This is a genomic window from bacterium, assembly GCA_017744355.1.
Lineage (GTDB): Bacteria > Cyanobacteriota > Sericytochromatia > S15B-MN24 > UBA4093 > JAGIBK01.
In genome coordinates this window covers 216,627-236,192 of sequence record JAGIBK010000005.1, presented here as the reverse complement: position 1 = coordinate 236,192, position 19,566 = coordinate 216,627, and the positions used below count along the sequence as shown (strand labels likewise).

Sequence of the window (19,566 nt, the reverse complement as noted above, 5' to 3'; positions counted from 1 at the left end):
CAGCGACCGGCGCGTCAGTTCACCACGATATCGGCGGTGGCCTCCACCGAGCCCGCCCAGGCCGAGACCCGGAAGGTCCCCGCCTGGCTCGCGGTCAGAACGCCGTCGGCCGTGACGCTCGGCAAGGCCGGCAGCGGATTTTCCTTGTCCTCGACCCCGCCGGGCTGGACGACGTAGCCGCAAGACCATGACGTCACGACCGGATTGGGGATGGCGTCGCCCGAGGCGGTCTTCGCGCTGAGCGCGAAGACCGCGTTCAACGAAACCGGCACCCCCACGCTCACCGGGGCGCTATCGGGGGACAGGGCGAGCTTGCGGATGATCCGGAAGGGAAACGCGCCGGCCCCGGCGACCCCGTTGGCCGTGACGACCAGGGGGCCGTCGAGCGCGTTCTCGGGGACCAGCACCTGCAAGGGTGCTCCGCTCCCGCCCCCCAGGATCTGGGGCGAGGGCACCCCGCCGAAGGTGACGCTCACCGGCGTGTCGCTGTCGAAGTTGCTGCCCGAGACGAGGATGAAGGTATTGGGCCCCGAGTTGGCCGGCATGCTCGTGATGATGGGGCCGTTCAGGGCCGTCAGCTCGATCTCGATCACCGAAACGCTGCTCGGCAGCACGTTCACCCGCGCGGTGCCCAGGGCGAGCACCGGCGAGCCGAGCCCCGGCTTCTCGTCCAGGTAGGCCGTGACTCTCACCAGCAGGTTGCTTGCGGCGGGGACCTCATCGAGCGTGGCTTCCGATACGAGCGCGCCGCCAGGGGGCCGTTCCACCACGCCCCGCGCGAGGAGCTTGGCGCCGTCCTCGCTCAGGACCTCGAGCACGATCGAGTTCGCGTTGGCGGGGATCGCCTGGGTGCGATAGGCGGCGCGCACCGGCCACAGGACCCGCAACGAGACGCTACCGTGCGCTTGATGACCGGCCACGACGGGCGCCTCCACCCTTTCGGCCGGCCCGCTCAAGACGGGAGCCTGCGCGTGACAGGCCGTCAGCGAGACCAAGAGCCCGAGGCCCACCGCGGCGGAAAGACGCTTGAATACAACCGGCATCGTGCCTCTCCTAGCGAACAATGATCTGCACCTTGCCCTTCGACAGAATGGTGACGGTGGCCGTGGCGAACTTGCCGGCATCCGTCCGGGCACGCGCCGTGATGGTCACGGTCCCCTCGGCGACGGCCGTCACGAGACCGGCCTGGCTCACGGTCGCTCGACTATCGTCGGAGCTGCTCCAGACGACGTCCCCCGAGGTCGTCAAGTTGCTCAAGAGGATCGACGCGTTGAAGGTGTACGTCGAGACGAAACCCGGTGCGTTCGTCCCGCCGGGAGCCGGCACGTAGAGCGTCATCGCGTTAGGGGAGACCACCACGTTGCTCACCGTGACGGGCGTCGGCGTCGGGCTCGGGGATGCCGTCGGAGTCGGACTGGGCGTCGGGGAAGGGGTGGGCGATGGGCTCTGCGTGGGCGTTGCCGTCGGCGTCGCGGACGGAGTAGCCGTCGGTGTGGCCGAAGGCGTCGCCGTCGCCGCGAAAGAGGGCGTCGCGGTCGGGGTCGGCGACAATTTGGGCAACGGATCGGGGGTCGGCGTCTCTTTTGCCTGAAGCTTGGGGGTCGCCGTCGCGGGGGTGATCCCGACGAGGCCGAGGGTCTCCGGGTCGTCGGAGCAGCCCGCCAGGCCGGGCAGGGCGAGCGCCATGGGCGCGAGCACCAGGAGCGTGCCGAGGAGGCGGTTGGATCTGCCGGATTGGTGTGCCATGGGTGATACGCCTCAATACTGGTAGGGGAAGGTGACGCGCGTGAGCTGGGTGCTCATCGTCTTGAAGGTGACCTTGAAGCGCACGTAACGACGGGTCAGGGTGGTGAAGTTGGAAACGTCCGCCCCCCAGGTGACGCCGTCGGCGCTGTCGGAGTAGGTGATCGTGTAGTCGGTCCCGGCCGCGCCGGTGCTGGTGAGGCTCGGCGCCTGGTAGGTCGCGAAGTTGGTCCCGCTGTCGTAAGCCGGCGAAACGGCGTAGATGGGGCGGGTCGTCACCGACCAGTTGGTCACGGTCGGGGCGGTGCCGGTGCCGGTCATGCTCATCGAGGCACGGAGCTTGAGCGAGCTCGCCGTGAGGTCCCCGATGCTCACGCCGCTCGCGATGTTGCTCTTCAGGACCGTCCCCGTGGTCCCGTCCAGCACGTCGATGGTGCAGGTCGAATTCGCCGGGACGTTGCGGGTGAAGGTGACCGTGTTCCAGGCGGATCCGGCAGGCAGCGCGATCGCCGCCGTGGTCGAGGCCGCGCTACCCCCCGAGGTCGAGTGGGTCAAAACCCCGCCCGCGTACTTGAACTTGAACAGGCTGATGGCGTTGGCGTTGTAGCCGGCGTTGCGCCCCAGGATGAAGAGATCGGTCCCGTTCGAACCGATCAGCGGAACGTTGCTCCCCGTCACGCCCGTCCCGTCGAGGGTGAAGGGCAGGGCCACCGCGTTCTTGCTCCACCCGCTCGAATTGACGCGATCGAGCGCCGTGCTGGGGGTGGCGGTGCCCTGGTTGGTCAGCACCTCGCTGACGCCGGTGAAGCCCGCCGCCGAGGCGGGCCCCGCTCCGCAACTGTAAGCGCTACCGGGCCAGGGCGAGGCGGTCGCGAGCGCGCTGGTCAACAGGCACACCTTGTGGTTTTCGGAACAGCTGTAGTGGTAGTAGGTCGTGCCGTCGGTGGCGAGCATGGAGTGGGTAGAGCCCGCGAGGGCGGAAACGCTCTGGGCGGTTGGCGTGGTGAAACCCGCTCCGCCCCAGGTGGTCCCGAGCTTGAAGACCCGATCGGCGTTGGCGGCGATCGAGGCGTAACCGTTATTGGGGCTCCAGATGACCGCGTCCCCGTAGGTCAGGGTCGTCTGATCCACGAAGGCGCCGGTCGAGAGGCTGTAGCGCCGCGCGGTCTTGGCCGTCGTGCCCGGCGCGAAGAAGTAGGTTCCGTCCACCCCGAGCTGGGTCCTCGCCGAGTAGCTGGTGCCGGCGTCGCACTGGTAGGTCCCGACCGCGAGGGGGAAGACGCTCACGACCGGGTTAATGGTCAGGCCCGAGGCGTTGGCGACGTAGTTGCCGGTGTTGCTGTTGGCGCTGAAGTTGGTCTGGGTGAAGGTCGTCACCGCGCTGTTGGGCTGGAGCACCCCGCCCGTCCAGGAGGCGGTCGTGCCCGCGCCGCCTGCCCCGGCGAAGGCCTCGACCAGCGAGGTGCTCACCGTGAAGTTGCCGAAGGGCTGGCTCATCTCCCCCATCAGGGTCGAGACGACGAGCGGGCCGCTCACCCGAGCCTCGAGCGACGGGGCGGGTGGCTTGACCACGAGCTGGTTGGCCGCCCACGAGACGATGCTCCCTTGATCGACGGCCCCGTTGAACTTGACGGCGCTCTGGTTTGCCTGGATCCCGAAGCCGCTGCCGTCGACCGTCACGCTGGTGGCCGTGGTGCCCGAAGACGGGCTGAAGGCCGAGACGATGGGCGTCAGGACGCTGAAGTAGAAGAGGTTGGTGGTCTTGCCGCCGACGGTGACCGAGACGGGCCCCGAGGTGGCCGTGGCGGGCACCTGGATCGACAGGCTCGTGGCGTCCGCGGTCGTCGGGGTGGCCGTGACGGTGCCGCCGCCGAGCTTCTGGAAGGTGACGGTGTTGCTCGCGGGCGTCGGGCTGAAGCCCGCCCCCACGATCGTGATGGTGTCGCCCGTGACGGTGCTGCTCGGCGAAAGGCGGGCGATCTGGAGGCCCGCGGCGCCACCAGTGCCCATGACGACGAAGTTCACGAGGTTGCTGTCCTTGGAGCGGGTCGTCACCTTGAGGTTCCCCGTGGTCGCCCCTTGGGGCACCAGCACGATGAGCTCCTTGGGCGAGGCCATGTAGACCGTCCCGGTGACGCCGCCGCCGAAGGTCACGACGTTGTCGCCCGCCACCGGCGAGAAGCCCGCCCCGCGCACGGCGATCGCCGAGAGCGGCACGGCACTCGGCGGCGTGCAGCCCGTCACCTCGGGGGCGAGGGCCGACACGCTCGAGACCGGGTCGATGTTCCCCGCCAGGTAGTCGCGGATGGAGGCCGCCAGGGCGTTGACCTCACCTGCCGTGTAGCCCGCAGGCGCACTGACGAGAGCCCCTGCGGCACTCACCTTGCCCATCAGGCTCGCAGCGGTCACGGCGGGGTTGAGGTTGTTCATCAGGGCGAGGGCCGTGGTCAGGGCGTTGATGGCGACCCCGCCCTGGGTGATGCTCTCCCAGGCGCTGCCCGTCCAGCGCAAGAAGGTCCGCAGGCGCGCGGCGTCCTGGCCGGCCTCGTCGCTCCCGTAGCTCTTGAAGGCTTCGAGCAGGTAGGCCTTGCCGACCTCGGGGGGATAGGCGTTCAGCGCGAGGGTGAAGTTGCCCGAGCCGTCCGTCTTGCCGAGCGCCACCGTCATGTTGCTGTCCGGGTCGATCAGGGAAATGACCGCGTGCGCGACCATCTCGGCGGGCAGGGCCTGCGCGCGAACGCCGAGCGGGAAGGTTACCGAGCCCTTGATGCTCGTTTCGACCGCAGCTTCTGCGATCGGCCGCACGGGCTGCGCGGTGACGCCGGGGCCAAGAGCGGCGCTCACCTCGGGCCCCCGGGTCGTCGACGAGGGGAGGTGACAAGCCGTCAGCGCGAGACTCAGCGCGCATACCATCTGAAAACGCATCGTAGACCCTCCTCCCGTCGCCGGGTTCAGAGTGCGGTGAGGACGCCCGAAGGAGGCTGAATCACCGAGAAGTTCTGGGTCACCCCTGCCGGCCCGGCGCCGGTGGTGACCGAGACCGGACCCGAGGTGGCGCCCGCCGGCACCGTGACGACAAGCTGGGTGGCGCTCCCCGTGGCGGGAATGGCGGGCACCCCGTTGAAGAAGACCGTGTTGTTCGCAGGCACCGCGTCGAAGTTGCTGCCCTGGAGGGTCACGGTGGCCCCGATGGCCGCCGCCGACGGCACCACGGCCGAGATCCCCGGTACGGCGTAGGCCTTCATGGCGAAAGTCGAACCGTTGTAGGAGACGCGCTCCAGGGGATCGGCGTCCCGGTCGAGGGCGCGCGCCACCAGGTCGTACACGGCGTGGTACTGCGCGTTGCTGATGCCCGTCCCCGTGGGGTCCAGGGTGTCGGGCGTCGTGGGAACGAGACTCGGATCGGGCACGCCGATCGTCATCTTGCCGAGCAGGCCGAGCGGCGGCACCTGAGCGGGCCCCAGGTGGCTTGCGACGATCGTCACGGCCGTGGTGCCCGCCGTCAGCTGGACGCCGCTGCCGCTCGCCCCGAGGCTCCGCCAGCCGGTGGCGGTGTACTGCGCGAGGGTCCTGATCCGGATCACCGCGTTGCCGGCCTGGTTCGAGCCGAGGCCCTTGAGGGCTTCCAGGTAGTAGAGCGCGTCCACGGTAGGCTGCCACTTGACGAACGAGAAGACGAACTTGCGATTCTGGTCCGTCAGGGCGGTGTGGACCGTCTCGTTGGTGTCCGCGCGGATCAGCGAAACCGTGGCCGAGACGGCGACGTCGTTGAGGTCGGCCTGGGCGCTGCGCTCGGTCGGGAAGGAAACCTGGCCGAAAAGCGGCAGGGCGCTTGGCGGCTCGGGAGCCATCACGGCGCAGCCAGGCAGCATAAGGAGCGAGATCAAGAGAAAGTGTCGCATCGTGCCACCTCAGTACTGGTAGGGAAGGGCGATCCCGGTGATCTGGGTGGTGGGCTGCTTGAGATTGACCTTGAAGCGCACGTAGCGGCGGGTCAAGGTGGCGAAGTTGGAGACGTCCGCCCCCCAGGCGATCCCATCGGCGCTGTCGGAGTAGGTGATCGTGTAGTGCGTGACTGCCGCCCCGTTGCTGGTGATGGTCGGCGCCTGGTAGGTCGCGAAGTTGGTCCCGCTGTCGTAAGCCGGCGAGACGGCGTAGGCCCGGCGGGTCGTCACCGACCAGTTGGTTACGGTCGGGGCGGTGCCGGTGCCGCCCATGCTCACGGTCGCGCGGAGCTTGATGGAGCTCGCCGTGAGGTCCCCGATGCTCGCGCCGCTCGCGATGTTGCTCTTCAGGACCGCCCCCGAGGTCCCGTCCAGCACGTCGATGGTGCAGTTCGAGTTCGCCGGGACGTTGCGGGTGAAGGTGACCGTGTTCCAGACCGAGTTGGCGGTCAACGCGATCGCCGCCGTGGTCGAGGTCGCGCTGCCCCCCGAGGTCAGGTGGGTCAGGACCCCGCCTGAGTAGGTGAACCGGAACAGGCTGATGGCGTTGCCGTTATAGCCCGGGTTCCGCCCGAGGACGAAGAGGTGGACGCCGTTCGAGCCGATGAGCGGAACATTGACCCCGCTCACCCCCGTCCCGTCGAGCGCGAAGGGCAGCGCCACCGCATTCTTGCTCCAGCTGCTCCCGTTGACGCGATCGAGGGTCGTGATGCTGTTGGTGGCGTTGCCCGGGTTGGTCAAGACCTCGCTCAGGCCGGTGAAGCCCGCCGCCGAGGCGGGACCCGAGCCGCAGCCGTAGGACACGCCGGGCCAGGATCCGAGATCGCCGAGCGCGCTGCTCAAGAGGCTCACCTTGTGGCCGGCGCCGCAGTCGTAGTGGTAGTAGGTGGTGCCGTCGGTGGCGAACATGGCGTGGGTGGAGTTGGCCAGGTTCGTAGCACTCGAATCGGTCGGCGTGGTGAAGGCCGCCCCGCCCCAGGTGGTCCCGAGCTTGAAGGCCTGGTACGCGCTCGCGGCGAGCGAGGCGTAGCCGTTGTTGGGGTTCCAGATGACCGCATCCCCGTAGCTCAGGGCCGTCTCGTCCTCGAAGGCGCCGGTGTAGAGGTTGTAGCGGCGCACCTTCTTGGCCGAGGTGCCCGGCGCGAAGAAGTAAGCGTCGTCCACCCCGAGCTGGGTCCTCGCCGAGTAGCTGGTGCCGGCATCGTACTGGTAGCCGCTGACCGCGATGGGGAAGGTGCCCGTGACCGGGGTGACGGTCAGGCCCGAGGCGTTCGCGACAAAGTTGCCGGTGTTGGTGTTGGCGCTGAAGTTGGTCTGGGTGAAGGCCGTGTCCGCAACCCCCGCCTGCAGAATCCCGCCCGTCCAGGAGGCGGTGGTCCCAGCCCCCGGCGCGCCCGTGAAGCCCTCGACCACCGAGGCGTTCGCCGTGAAGTTCCCGAAGGGCTGGCTCACGCTGCCCGTCAGCATCACGGCGGAGAGCGGGCCGCTCACCTTGGAGATCAAGGAAGGAGCCGGCGGCTTGACCACCACCTGGTTGGTGCCCCACGAGACGATGCTGCCCTGGTTGACGGCCCCGTTGAAACGGACGGCGCTCTGGAGGCCCTGAGAGCCGAAGCTGCGGCCGTCGAGCTTGACGGCGGTGGCGACGGTACCCGAAGTGGGACTGATCCCCGTGATGACGGGGGTCATGGCGTTGAAGTAGAAGCGATTGGTGGTATTGCCGTTGATCGTGACTGAAACCGGGCCCGAGATGGCCCCCGCGGGGACCTGCACCATCAGGCTGTGCGGCGCCGCCTGGGTCGGGGTGGCCGTGACGGTGCCACCGCCCCCCTGCTGGAAGGTCACCACGTTCTCGGCCGCCGTCGGGCTGAAGCCCGCGCCGAGGATGTTGATCGTCTCGCCCGGCATGGCGATGCTGGGCGAGAGGTCCGAGATGACGAAGCCCGCCGGCCCCTGGCCGCCCGTGACGACGAAGTTGACGAGGTTGCTGTCCTTGGAGCGGGTCGTGACCTTGATGTTGCCCGACGTCGCGCCCTGGGGGACCACGACGATGAGCTGCTTGGGGCTTGCCATGTAGACCGCGCCCACGACGTTACCGCCGAAGGTGACGACGTTGTCCCCCGCCACCGGGGAGAAGCCCGTCCCGTTGATGGCGATCGCCGCGAGCGGCACGGCGCTCGCGGGCGACAGGCTCGTCACGGCCGGCGCGAGGCCCGAGACGCTCGACACCGGATCGATATCACCCGCCAGGTAACGCTGGATGGCCCCGGCGAGGCCGTTGACCTCGAGCGCCGTGTAGCCCGCGGGGGGGCTGGTCAGCGCGCCGCTGCCGTTGACCTTATCGAGCAGGCTCGTGCGGGTGACGGCGGGGTTGAGGCTGTTCATCAGGGCGAGGGCCGTCGTCAGGGGGGTGAGGACGACTCCGCCCTGCGTGATGCTCTGCCACGAGCTGCCCGTCCACTTCAGGAAGGTCCGCAGGCGCGCGGCGTCTGCGCCCGCGGCGTTGGCCGCAAGTCCCTTGTAGGCTTCGAGCAGGTAGATCTTGGCCGGATCCGGGACGTAGTCGTTCAGCGCGAGGGTGAAGTTGCCCGCCGCGTCGGTCTTGCCGACCGTCACCGTCAGGCGGGTGTCCGGATCCACCAGGAAGACGACCGCCTGGTTGAGCACGTGGCCGGGGGCGGCCTGGGCGGCGAGCGGCTGCGGGAAGGCCGCGACCCCCTTGACGCTCGAATCGACCGCTAAGTCGGCCTGCGACCGCTGGGCATCAAGTGCGCTCGCGCGCTCGCCGGTGGGCGGCGCCACGGGTTGCTTGACCGCAGCAGGGAGGTGGCAGCCGACCAGCATGAGGCTCAGCGCGAATACGCGCGAAAAACGCACCACGTCTCCCCTCCTGTCGAGTGAATCAATAACGCCATCCGCGAGCCCTGGAACCTTGTCGAACCGCAAAGCTGAAGGTACAGGGGAATTGAATGCTCGGCTCAAGGCTGAACTTACCCTTGCCTCAGGCAGGTGAACCTAATCTTTATATTGAACATATGTGGATCAAGTGAATTTTTGTCCAATATTTCGCACATTGCGCTCGGCCGTAGCCCTGAAGACCCCTTGACCCTGAGAAGCGCAACGCATTCCTGAAGCAACGAACCACCCATACCCCTGCTTTCAGAGGCGATACCTATACAAGTACTGACAATCGAGCAAGGCTTCCGCTTGTAAATCAAGCGCGACTTCGGGCAGGCATTCTCTTCAAACGGCCTCGCAGGTGCGGCGATCGCTGCGCAAGCGCCCGGGCATGTGCTAGCATGCGAAGCCGACGGCCACCTCTTGCCCGGGCCTCATCGACACAAGGAGCCTGCCATGGTCCGCGAGGAACTCCCTCTTGCCCGCATGATCGACCACACCCTGCTCAAGGCTGATGCCACCGAGGCCGACATCCGCAAGCTCTGCGCCGAAGCGCGCGAGCACGTCTTCGCCTCGGTCTGCGTCAACCCCGCCAACGTGGCGCTCGCCGCCCAGCTGCTCGCAGGGTCCGAGGTCAAGGTCTGCACCGTGGTCGGCTTCCCCCTCGGCGCCTCGGCCCCCGAGGTCAAGGCCTTCGAGACCGCGCAGGCCATCAAGGACGGGGCCAGCGAGATCGACATGGTCCTCAACGTCGGCGCCCTCAAGAGCGGCCAGCCCGAGCGGGTCCAGCAGGACATCCGCGCGGTGGTGGACGCCTGCCCCGAAGGCGTGATCACCAAGGTCATCCTCGAGACCTGCCTGCTCACCGACGACGAGAAGGTCACCGCCTGCCTCCTGGCCCAGGCTGTGGGCGCGGACTTCGTCAAGACCTCGACCGGCTTCTCGACCGGTGGTGCGACCGTCCACGACGTGGCCCTCATGCGCCGGACCGTCGGCCCCGACATGGGGGTCAAGGCCTCGGGCGGCGTCCGCGATCGCGAAACCGCCCTGGCCATGGTCGAGGCCGGCGCCACCCGGATCGGAGCGAGCGCCTCGGTGGCGATCGCCTCGGGTGAAGGGACCGCCGCCGCGGGCTACTAGAGACCATCGATGCACTGCCTGCGCTGCGACGACGCCTACCTCGAAGGCACCTACCTCGGCGCCACCGCGGTGGATCGCTGCCCGGCGTGCCTGGGCCACTGGTTTGCGCGCGGCGAGCTCGCCGCCTTCCTCAAGTCGCCCACCGTGAGCTACTTCGCCGACCAGTACGCCACCCTCAAGATCCCCGCGGTGCGGATCACCAGCGTCCCCGACTGCCCCTCCTGCGGGGTCGCGCTCAAGCGGGCCCGTCCCGCCCAGCTCGGCCAGGCGGCGGTCGACGTGTGCCCCCGCTGCGGGGGCACGTGGCTCGATGGGATCGAGATCCAGCGGGTGCTCGTCACCCAGGTCAAAGGCAAGGGCCTCGTGCGCACGGCGCTCGAGATCATCGACTTCGTATTGGGGTTGCCATGGAAGCGTCCGTGACCTTCGCCGAGCGCTGGCGGCGCCTCCCCCACGGAGGGTGTGTGGCGGGCAGCCGCACCCTCTCCTGGATGGAGCGGGACGTGCTGGCGCGTCCCCAGCGCGCCTACGTGGGCGACGACGCCATGCTGGTGCCGCTCGAAGCCCATGAGGAACTGATCGAGCTCTATCAGGCCAGCCAAGACGCCCATGGGCTCGAAGCCGCGATCGCCCGGGAGTGGCCGCGCATCTCCGCGCACCTGCCCCCGTCCGCCTTGATCGTCGCCAAGGGCACCGAGGGGCACCTCCTCGCACCGCACGGCTTCGCCCGCATCGACGAGCTCCTGTACTACCTCTTGGACCCACTGCCTGCGCTCGAGCAGCATCCCTCGGTCCGTCAGGCCGAGGCGCGCGATCTAGAGGCCCTGGTGGCGCTCGATCGCGCCGCCTTCCCGGCCGCCTTCCAGCGCAGCCGGCAAGAAATGGCCGTCCACCTCGAAGTCTCGATGGTGCGCGTCGTGAGCCAGGGCGAACGCCTGATCGGCTTCACCATCCTCCAGCCGCTCGGCGAGCGGTATCACCTGGGGGCCATCGGGGTGCATCCCGCCCGGCAGAACCAGGGCTGGGGCAAGATCCTCCTGGCGGACGCCCTCGCCACCGCCCACCTGGCAGGCGCCAAGGCCGTGGGCCTCACCACCCAGGCCTCGAACCTCTCGTCACGCGCCCTCTACGAGCGCTTCGGGATGATGGCGACCGCCGCGGGCCCCGTCTGGGCCCGCATCCCTTCGAAAGCCCCCTGAAGCCGACCAGGCCCGAGGCCTTGCTCATCCCGTCTAGAGCGGGTCGAGCACCGCGCGCAGCGCGTCGACGCGGCCGTGGCCCACGTACTTGTCCTTACCCGTCATGACGGTGTCCCGGGCCGTGGCGTAGAGGCGCTCGATGACCTGGGCCTGCGAGAGCTGGGGGTGCTGGCTGCGCACCAGGGCCGCCACCGCCGAGACGGCCGGGGCCGCCATCGAGGTGCCCGACATGATGCGGTAGCCGTTTCCCTTGGAGAGCGGATAGGTCGAGAGGATGGCATCACCGGGTCCTGCCAGCGTGATCCAGTCCCCCCAGGTCGAGAACGAAGCCCAGCCGTCCTGGTCGTTGCTCGCCGCCACCGCCACGACCCCGGGCCAGGCCGCGGGGTAGCTGGGGTCCCACTCCTTGCCGGTGTTGCCGACGGCCGCCACCACGACCACGTCCTTGTCCTGGGCGTACTTGATGGCCGCGCGGCCCGCCTCGCTGTCCGAGGGGCTGCCCCAGCTGGCGTTGATGACCTTGGCGCCGTGGTCCACCGCCCAGATGATGGCCGCGGTCGAAGCGCCGTCGGTCGTGTGGCCCGAGTTGTTGAAGATCCGCACGGGCAAGAGCTTGCAGCCGGGGGCGATCCCCGTCACGCCCACCCCGTTGTCCTGCCGCGCCCCGATGACGCCCGCCACGTGGGTCCCGTGGCCGTAGCCGTCCCGGTCACCGCCGGCAACGGCCTGCTTCTCGCTGAAGTCGTAGCCGGGCAACAGACGCCCCTCGAACTCGGGATGGGTGCCGTCGATCCCCGAGTCGATGACCGCCACGATCACCTCGGCGGAGCCCTTCTGCTTGGGCCACACCTTCTCGGCGCCGGTGATGACCGGGGCGTACTGGGCGGGGAAGAGCGGGTCGTTGGGCGAGGCGGCGCGGGTCGAGGGATTCGGCGCCGGCTGCGCCTTGAGCGCGGGCAGCTGGATGGTGCGGTTGGGCTCGGCGAACACCACCTCGGGGTCCGCCTCCAGGATCGAGAGGGCGCGTTCGCCGCGGAAGAGATGCATCCCGAGGCCCAGGGCCTGGACCAGCTGGAGGCCGTGCTTGCGAGCGTAGGCCGAGGGAGAGACGCCGGCCTTGAGGCGGATGATGTGCTCGCCTGCGATCGCCTGGCCCGAAATCCGGGAAGCTTCACCCCCAGCCCCCGTGATGGAAGGGGCGGCGGCACAGCCGGCAAGGACGAGGGCCAGGGCAGCGATGGCAAGACGAGCGCGTTGCATCTCTCAAACTCCTCTTTTATGAAAATATTAAGAGGAGTTTAAAGGATCTATTTCCCCGGAGCAAGGGGCCTCACCCCCAAAAAGGTGACCCCCCCGGCGGCGCCGCCGAGGGGGTCGGTTCATACCAATTATCATAGGGCCCCGCGCCTCATCAGACCTCGTGCGGATCCGCCAAAAGACGTGGGTTACTTTCGGCGAGATCAGCCGTTGTCCCCTCAGAGATTGCGCTCCCAGGCGACGCAACCGCGACGAGAGGAGCACTTCAGAGATTGCGCTCCCAGGCGACAAAGAACGGGAAGAAGCCCCACTGCTCGTAGGCTTCGTAGGCGGGGCGGTTCAGGGCGTAGACCGACAGGGTGAGCCACTCGGCGCCCTGCTGCACAAGCCAGCCTGCCGCCTGCCGGTAGAGGGCTCGGGCAATTCCCTGGCGCCGCCATGCAGGCATGACGTAGAGGTCGTAGATGAGGCCCCCGTCCGGGGGCTCGACCACGGCGAAGACAAAGCCCACCAGGTGTCCCTCGCGCTCGGCCACGAAGAAGGCATGGGGCCGCGTTTCCCCGTACTCCTTGTAGCCCTCGCGGGTCAGGTCGACCAGCGCCTCGCCCGTGGGCGAGGGCAAGGAGCCGGGTAAGGTCGCGAGGTACGCGGCCACTTCCGCGCCCATGGCGGCCACCTGGTCGGCCTCCTCGTCGCGCATGGGGCGGATGGTCGGATCCAGGGGTTCGTTGGGGAAGCGATTGGTGAACATGGCCACCCGCTCGGGAAAGCCCCCCGCCTCCGCCAGGGCCGTCAGCAAATCGGCCTCCTGGGGCTCCATGTTGAGGGTCACCCGGGCAAAACCCCGCTCGCGCGCCCACTCCGCGAGGCCGTCGACCAACGCGACGATCGCCTCGCCCGGATCCAGGTCAGGGGCGAGGAAGTGATCCGCCAGGGCTCGAAAGAGGCCCGCCGTGTAAGGGATGGGGTGGCGCTGGATTCCGGCGAAGCCCGCGAGCCCGCGTGGGGTCTCGACGATGAGCAGGGCCTCGAACTCATTGAGCACTTGCGGCCACTCGGCGTGCCAGCGCTGGTAGACGGCTGCGTGGTAGCCGTTGCCACCATGGCCTGCCGCCAGGAGGGCCACAAGGCGCGGCCAATCGGATTCGGTGGCTAGACGGACGCTCGGCTTCACGCTTTCCTCAAGACGGAACGGGGGCACTCTGTCTATACCCCGCGCCCCCGTTCGAAGGCAAGCGGGGTTAGGGCGGCCAACGGAGGTCACATGCCTGGTTTGGTTGGAAGCTCCTATAATGGAAGCATGTCCGACGAACTCGAAATCCTGAGTCACGCCCTGATCGACGTCTGCCGCCGCCTGTACGAGCGGGGGCTGATTGTCGCCGCCGATGGCAACGTGAGCTGCCGGATCGATGCCGAGCGCTTCCTCACCACCCCTTCCGGCATGTGCAAGGGCTTCCTGTCGCCCGAGGACCTGGTGGTGGTGGACCTCGCAGGACGCGCGCTCCAGGGGCGCCGCAAGCCCTCGAGCGAGTTCGGCATGCACGCGGCCGTCTACCGGGTCCGGCCCGACGTCAAGGCGGTGGTCCACGCCCATCCCCCCACGGCCACGGCTTTCTCGGTGGCGGGCGTCTCGCTCATGGCCCCGATCCTGACCGAGGTGGTGATCGGCCTGGGCGCCATCCCGACCGCCCCCTACGCCACCCCGGGCACCCCCCAGGTGGGCGAGGGGGTCGCCCGGCTCCTGGTCGACTACGACTGCTGCATCCTCTCTCACCACGGGGCCGTCACGGTGGGGCAGGACCTGTTCGAGGCCTTCTACCGGATGGAAACGCTGGAGCAGACCGCCAAGGTCGCCCTCGCCGCCCACACCCTCGGCGGCCCTCGGCCCCTCGGCGAGGACCAAGTCGAGGCCCTGGCCCGCACCCGGCGGGCCATGGGCCTGCGGGAGATCCCGGTTACCCGCTTGCCCGGCTCGGGTATGTAGGGATCAGCTTTCAAGAGGAGTGAGGATGGTGGCCGCAACCCGTTTCTGGACCCGACGTCTCATCATCGGGGGCATGCTCGCCGCCGCAGCGGCCCCCCTGGCCCTGCCTGGCTGCGCCTTCCTCAACACCGGCCTCGAGATCCAGACCGTCACCCTCGACAACCCCTCGCTCAACGTGGGCACCACCACCCGCCTGACCATCGAGGCGACCACCCTGCCGGGACGCAGCCTCCGCTACCAGGTGGTGGCCGAGCGCGGCCGGGTCTCCCCCCAGGGCTTCACCGACCAGAAGAACTTCGTCTACTACGCCCCTTTCACCTCGCGCTCGCCGGACGCCGCCGGCAACCTCGCGGGCGGTGACACCCTGCGCATCCTGGTCGAGGACGGCTTCACCTCCAAGCCCCGCAACGAAACCATCAACCTGGGCGGCAGCACCGTCGCCTACGTGACCAACGGCGACACCAACGGCGCGGGCACCATCATGCTGGCCTCGACCGACGACAACGGCATGACCGTGCTCCACCAGCGCGCGCTCAAGGACTCCTCGGGCCGCGAGATCCGGGGCGCCCAGCCCACCGTCTCCCCCGACGGGCGCTACATCGCCTACGTGGACTACGCCCCCAACATGCCGAGCACCGCGATCCGGGTGATCGACGCGGGCGGGCGGGTGCTCACCGTGGTCAACGCCGGCGAGTCGACCGGCTTCAACTTCGATCCCAGCTGGTCCCCCAGCTCGCGCGAGTTGCTCTTCTCCTCGGACCGCAAGGGCAACTTCGACATCTACCGCGTCAGCACCACCGGCGAGAACAACACCCCCATCGCCGTGACCGCGAGCAAGGTGGACGAGCGCTTCCCCGCGTGGAACCCCAGCCTCAACCCCGACCGGGTCTCGACCATGGTGGCGAGCGTGCTCTCCAACAGCGACTACCCCACCGACAACGCCGGGACCACCGCCGCCTGGAACCTCTACCTCTACAACATCGCCTCGGGCCGCCCCCTGCGCAAGCTGACCAACCTCACCAACCTCGACGACTACGCCTTCGAGGCCCAGTGGCGCGCCGACGGCCAGGCGATCGCCTACACCCGCTTCGGCCCCATGACCGTCGGCGCGAGCTCGACCAAGCGGCAGCGGGTGTTCCTCAGGGACGTGACCATGCAGGCGGGCTCGGACATCCCCCTCAACCCCATGGAGTTCACCGACGCAGTCATCGAGAGTTCTCCCACCTGGAGCCTCTCGGGCAACCAGGTGGCCTACCTGCGGGCCTTCGGCAGCCCCAAGTCGTCGAGCGTGGTTCAGGCGACCGTCTGGCGCCAGTCGGTCAACGGCCTCCAGCCGTCGAGCGAAGCCGCCCGCCAGTGGACCGAGTTCAACAGCCCCATCCCCTCGCTGCGGATCAACGAGTCGGACCTCACCTACGGCCCCTTCAGCGCCTCGACCTTCAGCTGGCACTGAACGCCCCAAGGTGGGCTAGCATCCGCAAATCCCAAGGCTTCAGCTGCTCCGCAGTTCGATGACCTTCCCGGGATGCAAGCGAGCAAAGGCACACCAGCATGGAATCAAACTGCGCCATCAGCTTTCGACTGTCACCCGGCACGAGCGGTTGGTTAAAAATTGATATCGCCGTCGGCTCCGAACAGATCAACTTGACGGTATCAAGCAGTGAGATTGGAAGCAGAGCGGCTGGAGTGGCGGAATTAATCCTCGCTGTCGCCGCATTTTGCACGCTAGAAACCTCCCAATCGGTCATGTTCGAGACGGAAGGCACTCAGCCTATTCTTCGGCTCGATCGTGTATCAGGTCACTGGAACGACTTGATGCGCATCAGGATCGGGTACCCAAATGACTTGATGGTCGGCCAGTCTGATATCGGTGAGGACGTGGACGTATTTTTCGATGCCACGTGCCCGATTAGCGATTTTCTGGGAGCTTTTTCATCCGCCGTCACCAAGCTTTTCGCGGAACGCAGCATTGAAGCTTACAACCGGCAATGGCTCGGGGTACCGAGTTCTTACACAGACCTCAAGAAACTGCTCCCCGAACTAACCATCGAACAATACAACCAGGATTGGAGCGGGCCTTACACCTCCCCCTCGATGGTAATGCACGAGCAGTATCTGAGGCTGCTGGACGAGGCGACTTCCCGCTATCTTGATGAGGACCACTAGAGGCCGCCTTAGGCGGGGCCCACCTTGGCCCCGACCAGGGTCTCGATCTGGTGGGCGTCAAGGACCTCCTCGGCGAGCAGGGTCTCGGCGAGCCGGTCCAGCTTGTCCCGGTTGGAAGCGAGCAGCGCCTTGGCCCGGTCGTAGGCCTCGGTCGTGAGGCGCCGGACCTCCTGGTCGATCATGGAAGCGGTCGCCTCGGAGTAGGGCTTCTCGCCCACGGGGGCCTCTAGGCCCAGGTAGGCGTTGTCGGCCTCCAGGTCGTAGGCCTGGGGTCCGAGCCCCGTCCCCATGCCCCAGCGCAACACCATCCGCCGCGCGAGCTTAGTCATCTCGAGCAGGTCGTTCTCGGCGCCGGTCGTGACCTCGCCGAAGACCAGCTCCTCGGCGGCGCGCCCGCCTAATTGCACCGTCATCTTGTCGAGCAGATACGCCCGCGGGAAGGAGTACTTCTCGTCCTGAGGCAGCATCTGGGTCACGCCCAGGGCGTGGCCGTGGGGGACGATGGTCACCTTGTGCAAGGGATCGGCGTTGGGCAAGAGGTGAGCGACCAGGGCGTGACCCGCCTCGTGGCAGGCGACCAGACGCCGCTCCTTGGGGTCGAGCATGGTGTTGCGGCGCACCCCCATGATGATCTTGTCCTTGGCCTCCTCGAAGTCAGCGGCCGAGACCGTCTGCTCGCCCTTGGTCGCCGCCGCGAGCGCCGCCTCGTTCACGAGATTCGCCAGGTCCGCCCCCGAGAAGCCCGGCGTCTCCCAGGCGATCTCGAGCAGCTTCACGTCGGGCGAGAGCGGCACCTTGGCCGCGTGGATCCCGAGGATCGCCTCGCGCCCGGCCCGATCCGGCAGGCCCACCACCACCCTTCGATCGAAGCGACCGGGCCTGAGCAGGGCCGGGTCCAGCACGTCGGGGCGGTTGGTGGCGGCGATGACGATGACCTCTTGGTGGGGGTCGAAGCCGTCCATCTCGGCCAAGAGCTGGTTGAGGGTCTGCTCGCGCTCGTCGTTGACGTTGCCGATCCCCACCCCGCGCCGACGACCCACCGAGTCGATCTCGTCCATGAAGATGATGGCCGGCGCGCGGCTCTTGGCCTTCTCGAAGAGGTCGCGGACCCGGCTGGCGCCCACCCCCACGAACATCTCGACGAACTCAGTGCCCGAGATGGAGAAGAACGGCACCCCCGCCTCCCCCGCCACCGCGCGGGCCAAGAGAGTCTTGCCCGTGCCGGGCGGCCCGACCAACAGGACCCCCTTCGGAATTTTGGCCCCCAGCTTCCGGAACTTGGCGGGCTCCTTGAGGAACTGGACCACCTCGACCAGCTCCTTCTTGGCCTCGTCCTCGCCCGCCACGTCGGCGAAGGTGACCTTGGGGCGCTCGGTGGTGTAGAGCTTGGCCTTGCTCTGACCGAAGGTGAAGGCCGTCTGCTGGCCCGCGCCCCCCGCGCCCATCCGCCCCAGGATCACGAACAGCAGGAGAATCGGAGCCGCCACCAGCAGGAGGTCCAGCCACCACCGGCTCGCCTCGGGCTTGGCGGCGACCTGGACGCCCTTGGCCTCGAGCATGGGCAAGAGGCGCGGGTCGTCGATGGGGGGCAGCTGGGTGACGAACTGGCGATAGGGCGCGCGCTTGCCGTCCTGCGTCACGGTCACGGGCTGGGCGAAATCACCCTCGGCCTTGTGGCCCTGCAGGGTCACCTGGGTGACGTTCCCCGCCTCCACCTGGGCGCGGAAGGCCGAATAGGCGAGCTCGGCCTTCGGGCTGCCGGTCGGGAAGAAGAACATGAAGCCGATCCAGACCAGCACGAGCACCGCCAGGTACCACCAGAGCTTGCCAGCTCCCTCTTCCATCGCTCGCCCCTTCCAGCTCTTTCGCGCGAAGCGCCCCGAGTCTAGGGAAAGCCCCTTCGAGGGTCAAGAGAGAAGCTCGGCAAGCGGGTCGCAGGCGCAAAGGGACGCGATCAGGGCTCCTCGTCGGGGGCGGCGGGCTGGGCCTCGCGCTCGGGCATGGTCCCGAGCGTCAGGGTGACCTCCTGGCGGCGCTTGCCGCGCTGGACGGTCAGGGTGACGCGATCGCCCGGCTTGTGGCGGGCCATATCCGCGATCAGGTCGCGAGCGGCCGTCACCTTCTTGCCCTCGAAGGCCACGATCACGTCCTCGGGCTTCAGGCCGGCGCGCTGGGCGGGGCTGCCGGCCGCGACCCGAGCCACCACCAGGCCCTCCTTCCCCCTCAGCTCGGGGAACTGCTCGATCAGGTCGGGGGTGATCCCCGCGAAGCTGATGCCGAGCCAGGCCCGCTCCACCCGGCCCTTGGTGCGCAGGTCGTCGAGGATGAGCTTGAGGGCGTTGACCGGGATGGCGAAGCCGATGCCCTGGGCCTCGGCCGCGATCACCGCGTTGATGCCGATCACCTGGCCCGCCATGTTGACGAGGGGCCCCCCCGAGTTGCCCGGGTTGATGGCCGCATCGGTCTGGATGAAGCCGAGGCGCTCGTTGATCGAGACCTCGCGGTTGGTGCTGCTGACGATGCCCGACGTGACGGTGCGTCGGAGACCGAGCGGGCTGCCGAGGGCGAGCACCCACTCGCCGACCTGGGCCCGATCCGAGTTGCCCAGCGGCAGCGAGGGCAGGCCCCGGCCCTCGATCTTGACCAGGGCCAGATCCGTGAGCGGATCGCTGCCGAGGAGTCGGCCGGGAAGCGTACGACCGCCCCACAGGGTGACCACCAGCTTGCTCTGGCCCTGCACCACGTGGTTGTTGGTGACGATGAGGCCGTCGGATGAGATCAAGAAGCCCGAGCCGACCCCGCGCTTGATGCGGGTGGTCGCGCCCTCGCCGGTCCCGAACCAGTCGGGAAAGCGCCTGCGAACCTGCTGCTCCACGTCGATGTTGACGACCGCGGGGCTGACCCGGTTGACCAGGGCGACGAAGTTCGCGGGCGGCTGGGGCGGCGGGGCCGGCTTCGCCGCCACCGACGGGGTGGGGGCTGCGACGAAGAGCAGCACGGCCGCCCCAAAAAGCCATCGCTTGAGGTGCGCCGCGGCGCGCGCTGATCCCGCCATGCGTGTCCTCGCTTGGTCTCACAGGGTCTCACGGGGTCTTGCCGGGTCTCGCGCCCCCACCAGAAGGCCGCGGCCCTGGCCCACGGTAGCACCCCCGAAGCGGGGAGGCCCATTCCAGAGCGCCAAATTTCTCTTGGGCGAACCGGCCGAGATCCCGTGGCACGGGCCACGTCCCCCGCG

15 protein-coding genes are annotated in these 19,566 nt (G+C 68.3%); 6 read left to right on the top strand and 9 right to left on the bottom strand.

What is annotated here, in order from left to right; translation table 11 throughout:
• Window positions 1-14: 14 nt before the first annotated feature.
• Genes J7643_14045 through J7643_14025 form a run of 5 tightly spaced genes read right to left on the bottom strand, consistent with a single transcriptional unit; the run spans window position 15 to window position 8,564 of the window.
• The gene (locus tag J7643_14045) at window positions 15-1,043 is read right to left on the bottom strand and encodes a hypothetical protein (protein MBO9541706.1); all 1,029 of its coding nucleotides are present in this window, start codon (window positions 1,041-1,043) and stop codon (window positions 15-17) included.
• Between the two features lie 10 nt (window positions 1,044-1,053).
• Window positions 1,054-1,746, bottom strand: a complete 693-nt coding sequence (locus J7643_14040; GenBank protein MBO9541705.1) for an Ig-like domain-containing protein — start codon at window positions 1,744-1,746, stop codon at window positions 1,054-1,056.
• A 12-nt stretch (window positions 1,747-1,758) separates the two neighbouring features.
• Complete coding sequence (locus J7643_14035) at window positions 1,759-4,668, bottom strand: IPT/TIG domain-containing protein (protein ID MBO9541704.1); 2,910 nt, start codon at window positions 4,666-4,668, stop codon at window positions 1,759-1,761.
• A 26-nt stretch (window positions 4,669-4,694) separates the two neighbouring features.
• On the bottom strand, window positions 4,695-5,645 hold the full coding sequence (locus J7643_14030) for an IPT/TIG domain-containing protein (GenBank protein MBO9541703.1): 951 nt from the start codon (window positions 5,643-5,645) through the stop codon (window positions 4,695-4,697).
• Between the two features lie 9 nt (window positions 5,646-5,654).
• Complete coding sequence (locus tag J7643_14025) at window positions 5,655-8,564, bottom strand: IPT/TIG domain-containing protein (GenBank protein MBO9541702.1); 2,910 nt, start codon at window positions 8,562-8,564, stop codon at window positions 5,655-5,657.
• 477 nt (window positions 8,565-9,041) lie between these two features.
• Between J7643_14025 and J7643_14020 the strand changes: the two genes are divergently transcribed.
• The 3 genes from J7643_14020 to J7643_14010 are packed head-to-tail and all read left to right on the top strand — an operon-like array spanning window position 9,042 to window position 10,924.
• Window positions 9,042-9,725 (top strand): deoxyribose-phosphate aldolase, encoded by a 684-nt coding sequence (locus J7643_14020; GenBank protein ID MBO9541701.1) that lies wholly within the window; start codon window positions 9,042-9,044, stop codon window positions 9,723-9,725.
• Window positions 9,726-9,734: 9 nt separating this feature from the next.
• Entirely contained in the window at window positions 9,735-10,148 is a 414-nt protein-coding gene (locus tag J7643_14015) for a zf-TFIIB domain-containing protein (GenBank protein MBO9541700.1), read from the top strand.
• Window positions 10,133-10,924 carry a GNAT family N-acetyltransferase gene (locus J7643_14010; protein MBO9541699.1) on the top strand — a complete coding sequence of 264 codons (792 nt, stop codon included), beginning with the start codon at window positions 10,133-10,135 and terminating at the stop codon, window positions 10,922-10,924. The genes J7643_14015 and J7643_14010 overlap by 16 nt, the downstream gene beginning before the upstream one ends.
• Before the next feature lie 33 nt (window positions 10,925-10,957).
• Here J7643_14010 and J7643_14005 read toward each other — a convergent pair whose 3' ends face one another.
• Both J7643_14005 and J7643_14000 read right to left on the bottom strand, forming a co-directional pair.
• Entirely contained in the window at window positions 10,958-12,184 is a 1,227-nt protein-coding gene (locus J7643_14005) for a S8 family serine peptidase (protein ID MBO9541698.1), read from the bottom strand.
• 262 nt (window positions 12,185-12,446) lie between these two features.
• The gene (locus tag J7643_14000; protein ID MBO9541697.1) at window positions 12,447-13,355 is read right to left on the bottom strand and encodes a GNAT family N-acetyltransferase; all 909 of its coding nucleotides are present in this window, start codon (window positions 13,353-13,355) and stop codon (window positions 12,447-12,449) included.
• A gap of 126 nt (window positions 13,356-13,481) precedes the next feature.
• Between J7643_14000 and J7643_13995 the strand changes: the two genes are divergently transcribed.
• The 3 genes from J7643_13995 to J7643_13985 all read left to right on the top strand — a co-directional run bounded on the left by J7643_13995 (window position 13,482) and on the right by J7643_13985 (window position 16,331).
• A complete protein-coding gene (locus tag J7643_13995; GenBank protein ID MBO9541696.1) occupies window positions 13,482-14,165 on the top strand; it encodes a class II aldolase/adducin family protein in 684 nt (227 codons plus the stop codon).
• A gap of 28 nt (window positions 14,166-14,193) precedes the next feature.
• On the top strand, window positions 14,194-15,618 hold the full coding sequence (locus tag J7643_13990; GenBank protein MBO9541695.1) for a PD40 domain-containing protein: 1,425 nt from the start codon (window positions 14,194-14,196) through the stop codon (window positions 15,616-15,618).
• A gap of 98 nt (window positions 15,619-15,716) precedes the next feature.
• A complete protein-coding gene (locus J7643_13985; protein MBO9541694.1) occupies window positions 15,717-16,331 on the top strand; it encodes a hypothetical protein in 615 nt (204 codons plus the stop codon).
• A gap of 8 nt (window positions 16,332-16,339) precedes the next feature.
• Here J7643_13985 and ftsH read toward each other — a convergent pair whose 3' ends face one another.
• Entirely contained in the window at window positions 16,340-18,175 is a 1,836-nt protein-coding gene (ftsH, locus tag J7643_13980; protein ID MBO9541693.1) for an ATP-dependent zinc metalloprotease FtsH, read from the bottom strand.
• A gap of 110 nt (window positions 18,176-18,285) precedes the next feature.
• Entirely contained in the window at window positions 18,286-19,386 is a 1,101-nt protein-coding gene (locus tag J7643_13975; protein MBO9541692.1) for a trypsin-like peptidase domain-containing protein, read from the bottom strand.
• Window positions 19,387-19,566: the final 180 nt, after the last annotated feature.